The sequence below is a fragment of the Streptomyces sp. 2114.4 genome (assembly GCF_900187385.1).
GTDB lineage: Bacteria > Actinomycetota > Actinomycetes > Streptomycetales > Streptomycetaceae > Streptomyces > Streptomyces mooreae.
This window is the reverse complement of sequence record NZ_FYEY01000001.1, coordinates 7,864,716-7,878,859: the sequence shown is the minus strand read 5'-3', so window position 1 is coordinate 7,878,859 and position 14,144 is coordinate 7,864,716. Positions and strand designations below refer to the sequence as shown.

Here is a 14,144-nt window from a genome sequence, read left to right as displayed (position 1 = left end):
GCTCCCTCCGCCTCCCTCCCCCTCATCCCCCTCATCTGGTCTCGTTCTGCTCCTTCTTCTGCAACACGTTCACCAGTCCGGCAACAAGGTTGGCCCGCTCGGCCATGGCGTCGACCACCAGGTACTCGTGGTCGGCGTGGGCACCGCCCCCGACTGCTCCCAGACCGTCAAGTGTGGGCACCCCCAGCGCGGCCGTGAAGTTGCCGTCGCTTCCGCCACCGACCGCCTTGCCTTCGAGGTCAGGAAGCAACTGTTGTGCCACCGCGAAAAGCTCGGCCGACGCCGACTCGGGCATCGGTGGTCGGCTGACAGCTCTCTGGACCGCGATCTGCGCCTCATCGAGATGCGGTGCGAGTGCCGCGAACGCGGCTTCGATGCGTTCCTTCTCGCCGGCCGACTCGACCCGGACGTCGACGATGACGGTTGCCTCAGCGGGAACGACGTTGTCCAGGGTTCCCGCGGACGCGACGGTCGGGGTAACGGTCGTACCGATGTCGGGGCGGCTGAGCGCTGCGATGTCCAGTACTTGATGGGCGGCCTCAACCAGGGCGTTGACGCCGGCCGCGGGTTCCAGGCCCGCGTGGGACGCCCGGCCCGCGATGGAGACCTGGAACGTGCCGCAGCCCTTGCGGCCGGTCTTCAAGGCTCCGCCATCAGCGGCCCCCTCCAACACGAGCACAGCGCCACAGGCAAGGGCTCGTTCTTCGAGAAGAGCGCGAGAAGAACCGGAGCCGACCTCTTCGTCGGCGGTCACCAGGATCTCGACGCCCGACCGGTCGTCGAGCGTCGCCACACCATGAACGGCCTGCACCAGCCCGCCAAGCATGTCGAAGACCCCGGGGCCCGTCGCATACCCGCCTTCGACCCTGAACGGGCGGCGTTCAAGGGTGCCGAGCGGAAACACCGTGTCGTGGTGACCGAGGACCAGTACGGCGGGATCGCCACCCCCTGTCCAGTGGACGTGCGTCCCGGCTTCGCTCTCGACGAGAACGGCCCGCCCGCCAAGGCGGTTCTCCAGGATGGCGGCGACAGCTTTGGCCGATGCCGTCAAGGCGTCGAGGTCACGCGAAGGGGACTCGGTTTCGACGAGTGTCCTGAGGTCATCGAGCATCGCGTCGACCCGTACCTGGACGGTCTTGTGCATCGTCATACGGCAAGGTTAGTCGGCACGCCGTGGCGGACCGGCGCCGTGGGCGAAGGGACGGAGGCCTGCGGGGCGGCGGGACGGGCGTGGCGGCACTGGCCGACGGCCCGGACGCCGTCCGGATCGAAGGCCTCGCAAGGCTGCTCACGGACGGCCGCCCGACGACAGGGGCAGCCGGTCTCGACCGCGGCGGCCCGCCTGCAGCAGTCGGCCTTCGTCGTACACCCGTGCCGCCGGCGGAAGTTCCTCCTCGCGGCCGCTGAGGATCACGGTCAGGGTGCCCTCGTCAGGAGTCCCAGGAGTGGGCTGCTGACCGATCCGGCGCAGCGCCTGGGCGGCGACCGCGTCGGCCGTACCGTACAGAGCGAGCGGTGGACGGCCCGGGCGCTGCAGGGCCGCGCGGATGCGTTCGGCGATGAGCTCGTAGTGGGTGCAGCCCAGGACGACTGCCCTTGCCCCGTCGGGGGTGCGCTCCGCGGCGGCGGCGACCGCACGTCCGATGGCCATGTCGTCCGCGTGCTCGACTGCGTCGGCGAGCCCGGGGCACGGTACCTCGGTGACGTTCACATCGGCCGCGAACTCCTCGATGAGACTCCGCTGGTAGGGACTTCCTGTGGTCGCGGGGGTGGCCCAGACGGCGACCGGCCCGCCACCCGCGGCGGCCGGTTTGACCGCCGGGACGGTCCCGATGACGGGCAGGTCCGGCTCCAGACGGGCACGCAGGGCGGGCAGGGCGTGCACGGAAGCGGTATTGCAGGCGACGATCAGCACATCGGGACGGTGTACGGCAGCCGCTTCGGCGACGGTAAGGGCACGGGCCGTGAGCTCCTGCGAGGAGCGCGGCCCCCAGGGCATGCCGTCGGGATCGGAGGACAGGACGAGATCGGCGTCGGGCCGCAGACGGCGTACCGCGGCGGCTGCCGCCAGCAGTCCGATCCCCGCATCCATGAGCGCGATCTTCAGCCTGCCCTCGCGCGGCGGCGTCTGTACGGCTGCCGGGTATACCGGCCCTATCGGGTCTATCGGGCCTGTGGTGCCTGTGCGATGCACCTCGTGACAGCGCTCACGTTCGCGCTCACGCCGGTCCCTGTCGTCCTGCTCCACGCCAGTTCGCCTCTCGTACGCCGGTTGCTCCATGCACTGGCGGAGAGTCTGTTCCGTCATTGGTCCCCACGGCAGGACCAATCTCGGGAGAGTGGTACGGGTCCGGCGAGTGGAGGCGTTGCGCCCGCACCGTAGCCGCCGTCCGTCGGCGGCTACGGTGCGGGCACAACGCCTCCCCGGCCAGGCCGTTCGCCAGGCCAATTCGGCGAGGTCAGTCGACCGGCTCCTGCGGAACGGGCTGGTCGGAGCGCACGCCCGGGGCCTTCGGAACGCCGGTCCGCCCGGTGCCGGCCTGATCGGTGTCGGGAACCGTCTCATCAGGCCCCTCACCTTCGCTCTGTGAAAGTTCGGGGTCCCACGGATCAGGCACGTCACTGGCGGCATCAGCCTGGTGGCTCGGCAGGTCGTGGGGCACTGGAGTGCCCTCTTCGCTGGACGTGTCACGACGGGACATCAGTTAACGCGCCTCCTCTATGGCTGTGCGGTGTGGAGGGTCGTGGCTGAGGGGTAGTGGGTGGTGCGCGGTGTGGTGTCCTGAGCCGGTACCCGGGCTCCACCACGCCATGCCCGACGCGCGATGAGACACAGACCACCCCGCCCACGCATGCCGACCCGACATACCGGCCCCGCGCCGGGGAATCGATCACCGAGTGCGGTGGCATCGATGTGGCTCAGCGGAGGGGCGGCGTGGTCAACGACCAGATCCCTTGCGGGCTGACTTGGCCGACTCGGAGTTCGCCGGCCTGCCTGGCGCGTCGCCTGGCTTCGACCGGTTCGCCGCTCGACCAGCTCAATTAGCTCGATCAGCCCGTGCGCTCGTATGTTCTGGCCCGCCCAGACCTACCCCCTGCCGCGGCGCGTGCGCAACGATGAGGCATGCCCGATCCGCACTGCTCGAACTGCTGCCCCGTCACCCCGCCCAAGCCCGAGGAACCTGTCCCGTGGCCGGTCGGGGCGCTGCTGTGGCTCGCCGTTGTCGGCGGGGCCGGGGCGGGCCTGTACGTACTCGTCATGTGGATGGCATCCCACCTGTTCTGAGTGTCCGCCGGCACGTCACGGACATCGGTTCGCGACCACTGCCGACAGGCACACATGCATGCTGGGCATTCCGGACACGTCTCTCCCGTGCGTCACACGGAGCCCGCCCCGCACCCGAGGGTGTCGATCAGTCGCCGAAGTCCTCCCCCACGGTGAGGGCTCTCTCGGCGTTGGGGAGAGACGACAGCTGGGCCCCCGGGGCGATTTTCCCGAGCGTGGCGTACTGATAGCAGGGAAAACGGACGCAGATCGCCCGCCGGGCGGGGCCGTAACGAAGAGTGAAGTGCGTGCCGTTGACAAACGACCGTGCCGAAGTCGGCAGCTTCACACCATCAGTGCCCGCCTTCTCGATATTCGAGGCCGGAATAACGGTGACGTCGCCCGAGAGCCCAGTCCCGCTGTAGGAACAGAGGCTTTCCCCCGGGCAGCTCGGCGCTGCCTGTGCCGGGGTCGTGAAGCCGACGGCGCCGAGTACGAGGGCGACGACGAAGCTTGCGGAGGCTTTTTCACGCTTGCGGAACAATGACCTACTCCGAATCCTCTGGGTGATGGAATGGATACTGCGTGAACGGGATTCCCGGATGCTCAATTTACCGAACATCGGACGCTTTTCCATGAGCCCTGGACACGTATTGAACTCATGGATGCGATTGCGCCTCGGCTCACCCTCGCGCAATAACCTTGTCGGGCGGTGAAATTTTGTTCGGTTGCGCGCGTCATGCACGCCTTCCTTTGTCGAGACCTCACTCCTGCTGGGGCCTGCTGGGGTGTGCGCCGCCCTCCCGCTCCTCCGCTCCCCCTCGCGCCCCGGTTCAACGATGACTGAATCGCCTCGCCGCACAGACGCGGCAAGGCCGCGACACCAAGTACGAGCAAGCAAGTCGTCATCCTCAGCCGGCCCTCCCGGCACCAGCCGTCGGCCGCTGCGGTGCCCCGGCTCCCTTCGTGCGACGTGGCAGTGCGCCCGCGGCCAGTGTTCCGAGCGCGGCGAGGGACGCGAGGACCAGCAACGTGGTGCTCATGGCTGCGGTGAAAGCCTCGGGGGTCCGGTGCGTTCCGCCGATGGACGGCCCTTCGGCGGCTGCGGTCGGTGCGATGAGGGTCATCAGCATGGTTGCCACCGCGACGCCCAGCGTCGGACCGGTATTCATCGCGGTCTGCTGCAGTCCGCCGGCCACCCCGGCGTGTTCCACCGGCGCCTGGTGCACGAGGACAGCTGTCGCGGTGACCATCACCGCGCCGAACCCGGCGCCCAGCAGCAGGAATCCACCGCTGATGGCCGGTGCCGTCGATGCCCGGTCGAGTTGGGACAGCACCAGGACGCCGAGGGCGAGAAGAACCATCGCCGTCACGGTCGTACGTCGGGCACCGTACCGACGCTGGAGTACCGCCGCGGCCGGAGCCCCCAGCACCATCAGCACGGCCAGGGGCAGCACCCGCAGAGCGCTCTGCAGCGGATCCAGCCCGAGGACGCCCTGCAGGAAGTAGGTGCTGACGAACAGTGCACCGAACAAGGCGGCGGACGCGGAGAGCAGGACGGCCAAGGCTGCGGCGACGGGCGGCGAGCTCAGAAATCCGAGGGGGAGCAGGGGACTTGCACTACGCCGCTCCTGACGGAGGAAGGCGGCACAAGCGGCTGCGGCCGCCACCGCTCCGGTCACCGTGACTGCCGTCCACCCCGTTTCCGGCAGGGCGACAAGGGTGTGCACCAGAAACAGCAGCGCCACCGCGAGCAGGCAGGCCCCGGGGAGGTCGAGGCGGGTGGCGAGGGAACGATCCGTAGCGCCGGCGCAGGCCGAGGGATCCCGAGGAGACGCCGGCGTCTCCTTCGGCACGCGTACGGCCAGAGCCAGTACGCCGGTCACGAGCCCGGGCAGCACCGTGAGGAAGAAGACGGCTCGCCAGCCCAGGTGGGCGACCAGTGCCCCGCCGAGGACGGGGCCGGCTGCGGCTGACAGCCCGATGGCGCTGGTGCGCAGGGCGATCGGCATGCCCAGTTGGTCGCGGGGGTACGTGGCACGCAGCATCCCCAAGGTGGCCGGCTGCAGCAGAGCCCCAAAGATCCCCTGGGCCACCCGTAGGCCGATCACCCAGCCGATGCCGGGCGCCAGACCGATTCCCGCCGACGTAAGGGCGAAGCCCAGGATCCCGATGATGAAGAGGCGTTGGTGGCCGTACCGGTCACCGAGTCGGCCGGCGAAGACGAGCAGGCTCGCCACAGCGCTGAGGTAGCCGGTACTGGTCCACTGGACCTGCACGAACGAGGCGTGCAGATCCCGTTGGAGGGTGGGTTGGGCAACGGTGAGCACGGTGCCGTCCAGGGCGACGAGTACGGCGCCGGTGATGCTGCCGACGAGAGTGAGGCGCCGGTGGAGTCGTGTGGTCACCGGTCCGTCGGCCCGAGGTGTGCGTCCAGCACGGCCCGGAGCAGCGGCTCGATATCGTCGCTTCCGGTAGCGAGTGGGAGGCTGCCCCACGCCCACAGCTGGGCCAGGCCGTGCAGGTTCGCCCACAGGGCGCCCGCGCGTACCGCAGGCTCGGTCCCGGCTCCGGGCACTGCCCGGGTTACCAGATCGACGAGAAACCGGAAGAGCGGCAGGCTGGTCTCCCGCAGGCCGAGTTGGTTGCTCTCCAGTAGATCGTGACGGAACATCAACTCGAACATGCCGCGGTGGTTGAGTGCGAAGTCGAGGTAGCAGCGACCGAGCGCCATGAGCGCGGCACGGGGGTCGGCCCGGTGGTCGCCGGCCACCTCGGTGATCTGCTGGGCCAGGTCGGCGAACCCCTCTCGCGCGATGGCCGACAGCAATGCCAGATGGGTCGGGAAGTAACGCCGCGGAGCCCCGTGCGACACCTCTGCGCGCCGGGCGATCTCCCGTAGCGTCAGCGCCTGCATCCCCTCCTTGTTCACCAGGTCGACGCCGACCGCAACCAACCGGGCGCACAGGCTCGTGCCTTGCTCGTTCATAGACACTGTCTACCAGAGTTGAGTAGACAGTGTCTACGCTTCGAAATCGCTGGACATCCTTCGGGTTGGTCGGCGAACATCCGCCGGTGACAGATGAAGCCGAACAACAAAGACCCTTCACGCGGAGCCCGAGACACGTCCGCTTCGTCGAACTGTCTGGCGGAGCGATGTCCGCTCTGCTTGATGGAGACCTGTCCAAGGCCAGCAGAGCGGCGGGGGTTTCGCTGACCGAGTATTTCGTGACCGACAGGGCGCAGTGGCTGTGGAGGTTCCGGCTCGACCAGATGGCCGCCGACCCGGGCCATGCACGGTGGATGGCGCCGCAAGCAGTCGTCGACTGCCGGGGTCTCGTCGTCGGACGTGCCGGATTCCACGGACCGCCTGATGGAGACGGCATGGTCGAGATCGGCTACGCCGTCGCTCCCGACTTCCGTCGCCGCGGATACGCTCGGTCCACGCTGGCCGAGTTGCTGCGCCGGGCAGCCGGCGAACCCGCAGTGACGACCGTGCGGGCGGCGATCGCCCCTGACAACGTGGCATCCCTGGCCACCATCTCGGGCTTCGGCTTCGTCGAGGTCGGAGAGCAGTGGGACGAGGAGGACGGGCGTGAACTCATCTTTGAAGTCCCTGCACGCCCGGTTCCACCCGCTTGACGGAAAGGCTGGTGGCACCACACCGAGTGGTGACGGTGGTGTGCCCGGCGCAGTGTTCAGGCCACGGCGGGGAGGGGGTGTCCGCCCCAGCGGATGCCCTTCGCGCGGCGGATGCCGGCGCCTTCGCGGCGTTCGGCAGCCAGGACGTCTCGGTGGCGGGCGTTGGTGTACTGCGCCGGCGCAGGCAGGCGTGCAGCGCCCAGCTGAACAGCATTGGGTGTATTACCCATCTCTTACCCCTCTCTTGTTTGAGACGTTTCAAGGAAGAGGTGTAAGCTTCACATAAGAGGCACATAAGCGGCAAAACCGACTCGCCTGGGTAGCCGCCGGGAGGCGGATCGCCCAGGGAAAGCCCCCGAACCTCTGGTTCTCGCCCGTAGCGCGAACACCATCGGGTGGCGGGCCGCTAAATCCCTAGCAATAAGAAGGTGTGGACCTATGTCCACCAATCGATTGACACGAGCCATCGCGCTGACCGCAGGAGGGCTCCTGCTGGCTGGTGGCGCAGCGGTCGCCACTGCCGGGACAGCTGCCGCCACCACCCCGACACATGCGCCATTCAGCTACTCCAGCCACGACAGCGGCCATGACTGGGGCGACCACTACGGCCACGGCTATGGCTTCGGCGATGACTATGGCGACTACTACGGCGTCGGGGGCTACTACGGCTACGGCTTCGGCCCCAGCGTCATCGTCGTCTACTACGGCTGACGGCGGCCGCTGATGACCGTCGCCTCCTGACGGTCAAGCCTGCAACGCATCTGGTGCCCGGGATTCCCCATCCCGGGCATCCTCTATTCCACGCCATTCCACCAGGACAGGGCTCCGCTGGGGGCTGCGCCTCTTTACCGGGCAAGCTGGACGACTGCGAATACATTCCGCGCACGAGTCGGCACAGCGGGTTCTTCAGTCGGCGAGTTCTGCTGCGGAGCGCACCCGCCGGACGGCTTGCCCGGAGCACCGGCACGGCCCCGCACCGTAGCGCGCGAGGCCGTGCCCGCAGGTGGGTCACGCGGTCGGACGTGAGGCCGCAGATCGCGCGCGCCTCCGGCGGCTTGGTGCCCCGCCTCGGACGCCGGCTCCAGCGCCGAGCCTGGCACTGAGCCGGACACCGAGTCGGGCGCCAAGCCCTCGGGCGCCTGAGCGGGTGGCATCAGGGCGCGGAGCCCGGCGGTTCTGTCATGCACCTGTCACGCATAAGTGTAGAACTTGGTGTGATCCAGCAGATCGGCCGGGGTGACGTCGTTCCACGGTTTCATCGTGTCGTGGAGGTCGACGACATCGGGTGTGTTGCCGGTCGGCAGATACCCCGACTTGGGATGCAGCCGCTGCCAGTCGGCCCACAGCTTGTCGATGAAACAGTGGTGCAGCCAGAAGACGGGGTCGTTGGGCGAGGCACCGGTGGTCATCTGCCCACCGACCCAGACGTGCACGCGGTTGTGCAGATTCGGGCCGCGCCAGCCCTCGATGTTGTTGCGGAAGCCATCGGAGGAGCTGTTCCAGGGGGCGGCGTCGTAGGTGGATATCGCGAGTACGCGGTCCACCTCGGCCCGGGTCGGCAGTTCGCGGACGCCGGTGCCGAGCGAGCGGCGCAGGAACGTCCGGCCGTCCACGCGTATGTTCATCGGCCACTTGCCGTTACTGAAGGCGAACGGCCCCGAAGCCACCCGGCCGTCACCACTGCGCCCGTCACCGCCGAGGAAGTCGTCCGCCCACAGGGAGCTGCGGGGTGTGCGGTCAACGGTCCAGTCCCAGTAGGGCAGGGTGACCGACGGGGTGATGCTCTGCAGGGCCGCTTCGAACTGCAGCAGGAACCTGCGGTGCCAAGGGAGGAACGACGGGGACCGGTGGCCGGTCCGTTCTCCGTCGTCGGTGTCGCCGATGATGAAGGCGTTGTGGGTGCTGATGAACTCGTCATAGCGGCCGCTGCGCTTGAGCTCCAGCACCGCGTCGACGAAGTTCCGCTTTTCGGTGGCGGTGAGATACGCCTGATTCTTCCGGACTGCCATGTCGAGGACTCCTCGGTGGGGGGACGGTCAGGGGCAAGCGTCAGCCGGTGACGACCGGAACCAGGTCGGCGCCCTGAAGTTCACGAACGGCGGCGCGCGCCAGGGCCCGTGGCGTGGTGAACGTCTCGTAGTGGTTCACCAGGCTGATCCAGGTACCGTCCGCGTTCCGCATCACATGGAGGTCGTCGTTGTCGATGCGGACGACGAAGTCCATGCCGTCGTGCGGGCCGGCCTGGCCGGCAGGGGCATCTGGATGACTTCCCTTGCTCCCACGGCTTCCGCTGCTCCCACGGCTTCCGTGGCTTCCGCGCTCCGGGGTTTGCTCGTCGGCGGGCCAGCCCTCGATGTGACGGCCCTCGTACATCTCGTTGAAGGGCTCCGGCATTTCGTGCCCCCCGGGGTGCCCGTTGCTTCCGGGGTTTCCTTCGCCCGCTGAGTGTCCGTGACCGCCGACGGGGCGAGCGACGGCGGTGTCGGCAAGGGCAACCGGTGCGGCGAGCGCCGCTCCGGCAAGGGCCGCGGCGCTACCGTGCAGCACCTGGCGTCGGGTGGGACGCGACATGTTCCACTCCTCTGTCCTGTTCGTCTCGGCTCCTCCTCTGTGGCTGGTGCAGCCGGTGTGGCTGGACAGCAGAGGAGGGCTTCAGCCGGCGTGCCGAAGATCGGCCCGCGCCGCCACATGCTGGCAGGGACGAACGGATCATCAAGTGGCACCGTCGGATCAGGCAACGAACGAGACAACACCTGGGGGAAGGTGCAGAGTTCAACGGCGGTGATCGTACTCACGCCCCGGCGCACCGGCGCGCGGAACCGGATATTCCGCGCTACGGAGCGCTGTCAGCCGCAGATCCTTTCCTCGCGCGGCCGAAACCGTGACACGTCGCACGGCCGGAACTCGGCGCGAATGTACGGGCCTTGGGGTGGGTGGCGTTTGGGGCTCGTGCTTTCGCATCAGTGGAGATGGGTGTGTGGAGTGGAAGGGAGTGGAAAGTGGTGTGAGTGAGGGGCCTTCGTCCGGGCGTTCGGGACCGGGTCCGGGTTCGCGTCGGTTCCGGTTCCCCGTCGGGTCCGGGTTCGTGTCTGGTCCGGGCCCGGGTCAGCTGTGGTCGCGTAGCCGTGAACGCGCTGGGCCGGCGGTGGAGGGCAACTACTTCGCGCGTAAGGAGACATCTCGTGCGGCTGGGCCGGGCGCCGTCACCCGGCCCTTCACCGGGAGGTGTCGGGCCCCACCGACGGCAGGTAGCCCGGTGCCCGCCAGGCGTCCAGGCGGTGCTGCACCATGGCACCCAGCGACAGGAGTGCGGCATCCTGATGGTCACCGGCCATCAGGAGCAGGCCTACGGGCAGCTTGTTCACGAACCCGGCGGGCACCGACAACGACGGGTAGCCGGCGACGGCGGCGGGCGTCGAGGACGGGATCACATCGTTGTCGCCGCGGGCACAGTCGGTCGTCCAGGCGGGCGGGTTCGTCGGCGCGGCAATGGCGTCCAGGTGATGGGCGCTCAGGGTCTCGTCCATGGAACGCCGGGAGAGGTCCTTCAACTCGGCGCGCTTGGCGCGGTATGCGGGGTCGGTGGTGGGAGGCGCGACGAGGGCCCGCTCGAACAGCTCCTGACCGGCGAAGCAGGTCCGCTCCGCCGGGTGGGTACGGTGGAAATCGATCAGTGCGGCGAGGTTTCGAGGGCCGTGGCGAGTGGCGAGGTAGGCGTCGATGTCCCGGTGGAACTCGCTGTACAGCGCCGGGAATTCAAGTTCGGCGAGACGCTGCTGATATGGCGGGGTCACCTCCACGACCTCGGCTCCCGCGGTACGCAGTTTCTCTGCCGTGCGGGTCATCACGGCGTCCACCTCCAGGCCGAGCGAGGGCAGCCGCCACAGGCCGATCCGCTTACCGCGCAGGCTGCCGCGGTGCGTCAGCTCACCGAGGAGGTCCGGGGAGCCGAGGGGGCCGGCGGGGCCGAAGCCGCCGGAGCGGCCACCGGGGAGCGAACTGCCACCGGCAGGATGCGAAGTGCCACGAGGAAGCGCGGTTCCGCCAGGGTGCGAGGCCTCGCCACCGCTGAGGACGGACAGGGTGAGCGCGGCATCGGTCACATTGCGGGCCATCGGCCCCGCGGTGTCCTGTTCGGCGGAGATCGGCACCACGCCGGCCTGGCTGACCAGTCCGTGACTGGGCTTGTGGCCGACCACCCCGTTCATCCCGGCCGGGCACACGATGGAACCGTCCGTCTCCGTACCGATCGCCACCTGCGACAACGAGGCGGCGAGCGCGGCAGCCGAACCGGAGGACGACCCGCACGGGTTCCGGTCCAGTACAAACGGGTTATGGGTCTGTCCGCCCACCGCCGACCAACCCGATGTCGGCTTCGCCGCCCGGAAGTTCGCCCACTCGGACAGATTGGTCTTGCCGAGGATCACCGCCCCCGCGTCCCGCAGGCGGGTCACCAGCGGGGCATCGGTGTCCGGCGGGGTCCCGGCCAGCGCCGACGATCCGGCCGTGGTCGGCATGTCACGGGTGTTCACGTTGTCCTTGAGCAGAACGGGGATGCCGTCCAGTGGGCCGCGGGTGTCGCCGTGCCGGTGCCTGGCGTCGCTGGCGGCCGCCTGGCGCAGGGCCGTCGGGTCGGTGCGCAGCACAGCGTGGATCGTGGGGTTGATGGCCTTGATCCGCCGCAGATAGGCGGTGGTCAGCGCCGACGGGGTGAGCGAACCGTCCGCCATGCGGTCCTGCAACTCCAAGATCGTCACCGTGTCGAGGTCGACTCCCGGCACCGGGGGCGCGTCGGCCGACTGCGGTGAACCGCCAGAGCCGGCGCCGGCTGCAGCGGCTACCGCGCGCGCATGCGGCGCGCCCGCCGAACCCGCCGAACCCGTCGGGCCCGTCAGTGCCGTCGGGCTGGTCAGCCCGGTCAGAAGGGACCCTGTCGCCAGGGCAGCGGCCAGGGTGGCAACAACACTCGTCTTCCCCATGAGAGTTAGCGCACTACATCACGGCGCCCGGCACAAGGGTGCCGCAGCGCGCCCGCGCGCTATCCCGCCATGCCCCGCCGCCCCGCCATCGTCACCCCGGATGCCGCCCGCGCCGGACCCGCCACCCGTGCGCCCCTCCCCCTTTCTGCTCATGCAGTGGCGGTCCTTGCGTCGCCTCTGCGCTGAGGGAGCACGAGATCAGTGACGGGCCAGTGCCGGCCGGGGTAACCGCACCGGCGTCGGCGGTGGTGTGCGTCCCCGATGGTGCGTGCCCGCGGCTTCGGCTGCTGCCTCACCGCAGAGGAGTGGACGGGTCCGGGCCGATGGGCTGGACTTCGGTGTGCGCCATCAGCTGTACGGGGTCGTGGTCGCCGTCTTGGCATTCGGCCCACTCCCAGTAGTGGGAGCCGGGGCCGGTCTGGGCGTAGCCCAGGCGTGCGAGCGCCTGCCCGCGTGCGGTGAGAGTCGGCACGTACGGGCCGGGCAGCTCCGTGGAGGGCCACTCGTCGGCGGGGACGCCGTAGAGGACCACAGCGATCTCCCAGCGCCCGTCGCCGGGCGGCCGGGTCAGCTGTGCGCGGGTGAGGTGTCCGTGGGCCGTCGGCTCCGGTTCGGGGCCGGGCAGCTCGGCCTGCGGGTCGGGGACCTCGTCTTGCGGGACGACGGGATCGGTCTGCGGGACGGGAAATTCGGCACTCACGAGTTCTCCTCACTTCAGGCGGCATCGGTCACGACCGACGGCACCGACGACGCGGGGGACGGTCAAGACACCGGTGGCGGGCGGGCGGCAGGCAGCGGACCACGCGCGGCACCGGTCTCATGGAGCTGACCTCATGACCTGTCGTCGATGCGTTGTGGGCGAGGAGCTTGCCCGCCATGCGAGCGGCAAACCGCGAACCACCCGATCAGCCCACCTCTTCCCTGTCCGTGACCGTGACCTTGGCCGTAGCTCTTGCCGTGGCCGTAACCGTGGACGGTGTTCTCTGCGCTTACCCAGCGCACCGGCCATGCAAGGGATTCACTCCCTCGTATCCTCGCGATGCCACTCGCCCATGACCCCCGGCAGTGGGCGAAGTCGCAGGTGGCAGCACGTGGCCGGCATCGGGCGGGACGACCGTGCCGGGCCGCCGCCATCCCTGGTTTGGCCTCTCTCTGGATGCTTGTCAGTGTGACGTTCTGTTACCTGGGTAGGGCAGGGGGCGAGCCGGGACGGTGTTGCGGCGGCGGTCAACCTCGCGGACCGTCCCGGCCCGATAGTGCACAGAGAAAGGAACCGACCGTCATGAAGAACATCTGGGCGTACCCGGCAGACGTTGGCTACCAGGGTCAGGAGCCGTTGACGGGGTTCACCGTGGAGACCCCTGACGGGACGTTGGGGCAAGTCGAACGTCAGATGAACGAGCCGGGCAGGCAGCATCTCATCGTCGACACCAGCGTGTGGGTCTTCGGCGCGAGCCTTCTGGTCCCCGCGGGCATCGTTCACTCCGTCGACACAGCCGCCAAAACGGTTACGGTCACCCATGCCAGGGACAAGATCAAGGCCGCGCCCCGCTTTGCCTTTGACAGCCAGACCGCCGAAGTCGGCTACCTCACCGAGGTCGGCAGGTACTACGCATCGCTCGGACAGCCCGCCGCCCTGTGAGGAACGCGCAAACCCGGCCGAGCGTCGTACCAGGCCGTCGCCCTCTTCAGCACCCGCGGACGCCGGTGCAGGCAGAGGTGCAGGAGAGGTGCAGACACAGGCTCTGACCCAGGCGCAGACATAGGCGCAGACTTACGTGCCGTCGCGGCCGGCTTCCGGCCGTGGCGGCACGCGTATGCCGGCTCACGGCAAGTTGGCTCGTCCCGGTCTCCCCGGCGAGCGGCACCAGAAAACCGTACGAGCGAATGCCGGCCCCTTCGCTTTGCGATCAGGGCCGCTATGCACCGATTTCCTCGGCATGCATAACCTCCTCGTCGTTTTCCGCAACGAGCGATAGGGCGGATTTCGCTCGGCGGCAATGCAGGCGTCACGGGTCTTACATTCCGCCCCATCCCATTCTGTTCCCCTTCCGTTACATATCCGGCTCGCTGAGCATCAAAGTTATTGCCGGTGAATCCGTAATGCACCTCGCCGCACCCGCCGAAATGCGGGTCAGATCCTTTTGAGGGGCCGTGGACGTGGGCGTACTTGGGGTGAAGGGGCCGCACCCGCGTGCCCCCATTCGGGTGAAACAAGCCTGGTCGCGGGCGCACAAGATTCCGGTCGGAAAGGGGGC

At 68.8% G+C, this 14,144-nt stretch carries 14 protein-coding genes and 1 pseudogene; 4 read left to right on the top strand and 11 right to left on the bottom strand.

Annotated elements, in window-relative coordinates; genetic code table 11:
• Positions 1-31: 31 nt before the first annotated feature.
• The 3 genes from CFW40_RS34760 to CFW40_RS34750 all read right to left on the bottom strand — a co-directional run bounded on the left by CFW40_RS34760 (position 32) and on the right by CFW40_RS34750 (position 2,663).
• The gene (locus CFW40_RS34760; protein ID WP_088801735.1) at positions 32-1,150 is read right to left on the bottom strand and encodes a M20 family metallopeptidase; all 1,119 of its coding nucleotides are present in this window, start codon (positions 1,148-1,150) and stop codon (positions 32-34) included.
• A gap of 138 nt (positions 1,151-1,288) precedes the next feature.
• Complete coding sequence (locus CFW40_RS34755) at positions 1,289-2,107, bottom strand: glutamate racemase (RefSeq protein ID WP_176956635.1); 819 nt, start codon at positions 2,105-2,107, stop codon at positions 1,289-1,291.
• A 352-nt stretch (positions 2,108-2,459) separates the two neighbouring features.
• Positions 2,460-2,663 carry a hypothetical protein gene (locus CFW40_RS34750; RefSeq protein WP_256332133.1) on the bottom strand — a complete coding sequence of 68 codons (204 nt, stop codon included), beginning with the start codon at positions 2,661-2,663 and terminating at the stop codon, positions 2,460-2,462.
• 461 nt (positions 2,664-3,124) lie between these two features.
• On the opposite strand from CFW40_RS34750, the gene CFW40_RS37425 reads away from it, so the two are divergent.
• A complete protein-coding gene (locus CFW40_RS37425) occupies positions 3,125-3,286 on the top strand; it encodes a hypothetical protein (protein ID WP_176956284.1) in 162 nt (53 codons plus the stop codon).
• A 127-nt stretch (positions 3,287-3,413) separates the two neighbouring features.
• On the opposite strand, the gene CFW40_RS34745 is transcribed toward CFW40_RS37425, so the two are convergent.
• The 3 genes from CFW40_RS34745 to CFW40_RS34735 form a co-directional block, all read right to left on the bottom strand.
• A complete protein-coding gene (locus CFW40_RS34745; RefSeq protein WP_143034508.1) occupies positions 3,414-4,010 on the bottom strand; it encodes a peptidase inhibitor family I36 protein in 597 nt (198 codons plus the stop codon).
• A gap of 166 nt (positions 4,011-4,176) precedes the next feature.
• On the bottom strand, positions 4,177-5,673 hold the full coding sequence (locus CFW40_RS34740) for an MFS transporter (RefSeq protein WP_088801727.1): 1,497 nt from the start codon (positions 5,671-5,673) through the stop codon (positions 4,177-4,179).
• Complete coding sequence (locus tag CFW40_RS34735) at positions 5,670-6,254, bottom strand: TetR/AcrR family transcriptional regulator (RefSeq protein ID WP_088801725.1); 585 nt, start codon at positions 6,252-6,254, stop codon at positions 5,670-5,672. The genes CFW40_RS34740 and CFW40_RS34735 overlap by 4 nt, the downstream gene beginning before the upstream one ends.
• A gap of 167 nt (positions 6,255-6,421) precedes the next feature.
• On the opposite strand from CFW40_RS34735, the gene CFW40_RS34730 reads away from it, so the two are divergent.
• A complete protein-coding gene (locus tag CFW40_RS34730) occupies positions 6,422-6,907 on the top strand; it encodes a GNAT family N-acetyltransferase (RefSeq protein WP_088801723.1) in 486 nt (161 codons plus the stop codon).
• Between the two features lie 56 nt (positions 6,908-6,963).
• Here the strand turns inward: CFW40_RS34730 and CFW40_RS37610 are convergent.
• Positions 6,964-7,106, bottom strand: a pseudogene (locus tag CFW40_RS37610) (IS630 family transposase); the annotation flags it as partial.
• A gap of 239 nt (positions 7,107-7,345) precedes the next feature.
• Between CFW40_RS37610 and CFW40_RS37415 the strand changes: the two are divergent.
• On the top strand, positions 7,346-7,618 hold the full coding sequence (locus CFW40_RS37415; RefSeq protein WP_088801721.1) for a hypothetical protein: 273 nt from the start codon (positions 7,346-7,348) through the stop codon (positions 7,616-7,618).
• Positions 7,619-8,097: 479 nt separating this feature from the next.
• Here CFW40_RS37415 and CFW40_RS34715 read toward each other — a convergent pair whose 3' ends face one another.
• The 4 genes from CFW40_RS34715 to CFW40_RS34700 form a co-directional block, all read right to left on the bottom strand.
• The gene (locus tag CFW40_RS34715; RefSeq protein WP_088801720.1) at positions 8,098-8,916 is read right to left on the bottom strand and encodes a tyrosinase family protein; all 819 of its coding nucleotides are present in this window, start codon (positions 8,914-8,916) and stop codon (positions 8,098-8,100) included.
• A gap of 40 nt (positions 8,917-8,956) precedes the next feature.
• Positions 8,957-9,478 (bottom strand): tyrosinase family oxidase copper chaperone, encoded by a 522-nt coding sequence (locus CFW40_RS34710; protein ID WP_088801718.1) that lies wholly within the window; start codon positions 9,476-9,478, stop codon positions 8,957-8,959.
• Positions 9,479-10,122: 644 nt separating this feature from the next.
• Positions 10,123-11,886 (bottom strand): amidase family protein, encoded by a 1,764-nt coding sequence (locus CFW40_RS34705; RefSeq protein WP_088801717.1) that lies wholly within the window; start codon positions 11,884-11,886, stop codon positions 10,123-10,125.
• A gap of 292 nt (positions 11,887-12,178) precedes the next feature.
• Positions 12,179-12,586 carry a DUF6303 family protein gene (locus CFW40_RS34700; protein WP_088801715.1) on the bottom strand — a complete coding sequence of 136 codons (408 nt, stop codon included), beginning with the start codon at positions 12,584-12,586 and terminating at the stop codon, positions 12,179-12,181.
• Between the two features lie 582 nt (positions 12,587-13,168).
• Here CFW40_RS34700 and CFW40_RS34695 point away from each other — a divergent pair.
• On the top strand, positions 13,169-13,528 hold the full coding sequence (locus CFW40_RS34695; RefSeq protein ID WP_088801714.1) for a hypothetical protein: 360 nt from the start codon (positions 13,169-13,171) through the stop codon (positions 13,526-13,528).
• Positions 13,529-14,144 lie beyond the last annotated feature (616 nt).

Coding starts and splice junctions, on each gene's coding strand:
- CFW40_RS34760 (WP_088801735.1), bottom strand. CDS start 1,150: ATGACGATGCACAAGACCGTCCAGGTACGGGTCGACGCGATGCTCGAT.
- CFW40_RS37425 (WP_176956284.1), top strand. CDS start 3,125: ATGCCCGATCCGCACTGCTCGAACTGCTGCCCCGTCACCCCGCCCAAG.
- CFW40_RS34735 (WP_088801725.1), bottom strand. CDS start 6,254: ATGAACGAGCAAGGCACGAGCCTGTGCGCCCGGTTGGTTGCGGTCGGC.
- CFW40_RS34730 (WP_088801723.1), top strand. CDS start 6,422: ATGTCCGCTCTGCTTGATGGAGACCTGTCCAAGGCCAGCAGAGCGGCG.
- CFW40_RS37415 (WP_088801721.1), top strand. CDS start 7,346: ATGTCCACCAATCGATTGACACGAGCCATCGCGCTGACCGCAGGAGGG.
- CFW40_RS34715 (WP_088801720.1), bottom strand. CDS start 8,916: ATGGCAGTCCGGAAGAATCAGGCGTATCTCACCGCCACCGAAAAGCGG.
- CFW40_RS34710 (WP_088801718.1), bottom strand. CDS start 9,478: ATGTCGCGTCCCACCCGACGCCAGGTGCTGCACGGTAGCGCCGCGGCC.
- CFW40_RS34705 (WP_088801717.1), bottom strand. CDS start 11,886: ATGGGGAAGACGAGTGTTGTTGCCACCCTGGCCGCTGCCCTGGCGACA.
- CFW40_RS34695 (WP_088801714.1), top strand. CDS start 13,169: ATGAAGAACATCTGGGCGTACCCGGCAGACGTTGGCTACCAGGGTCAG.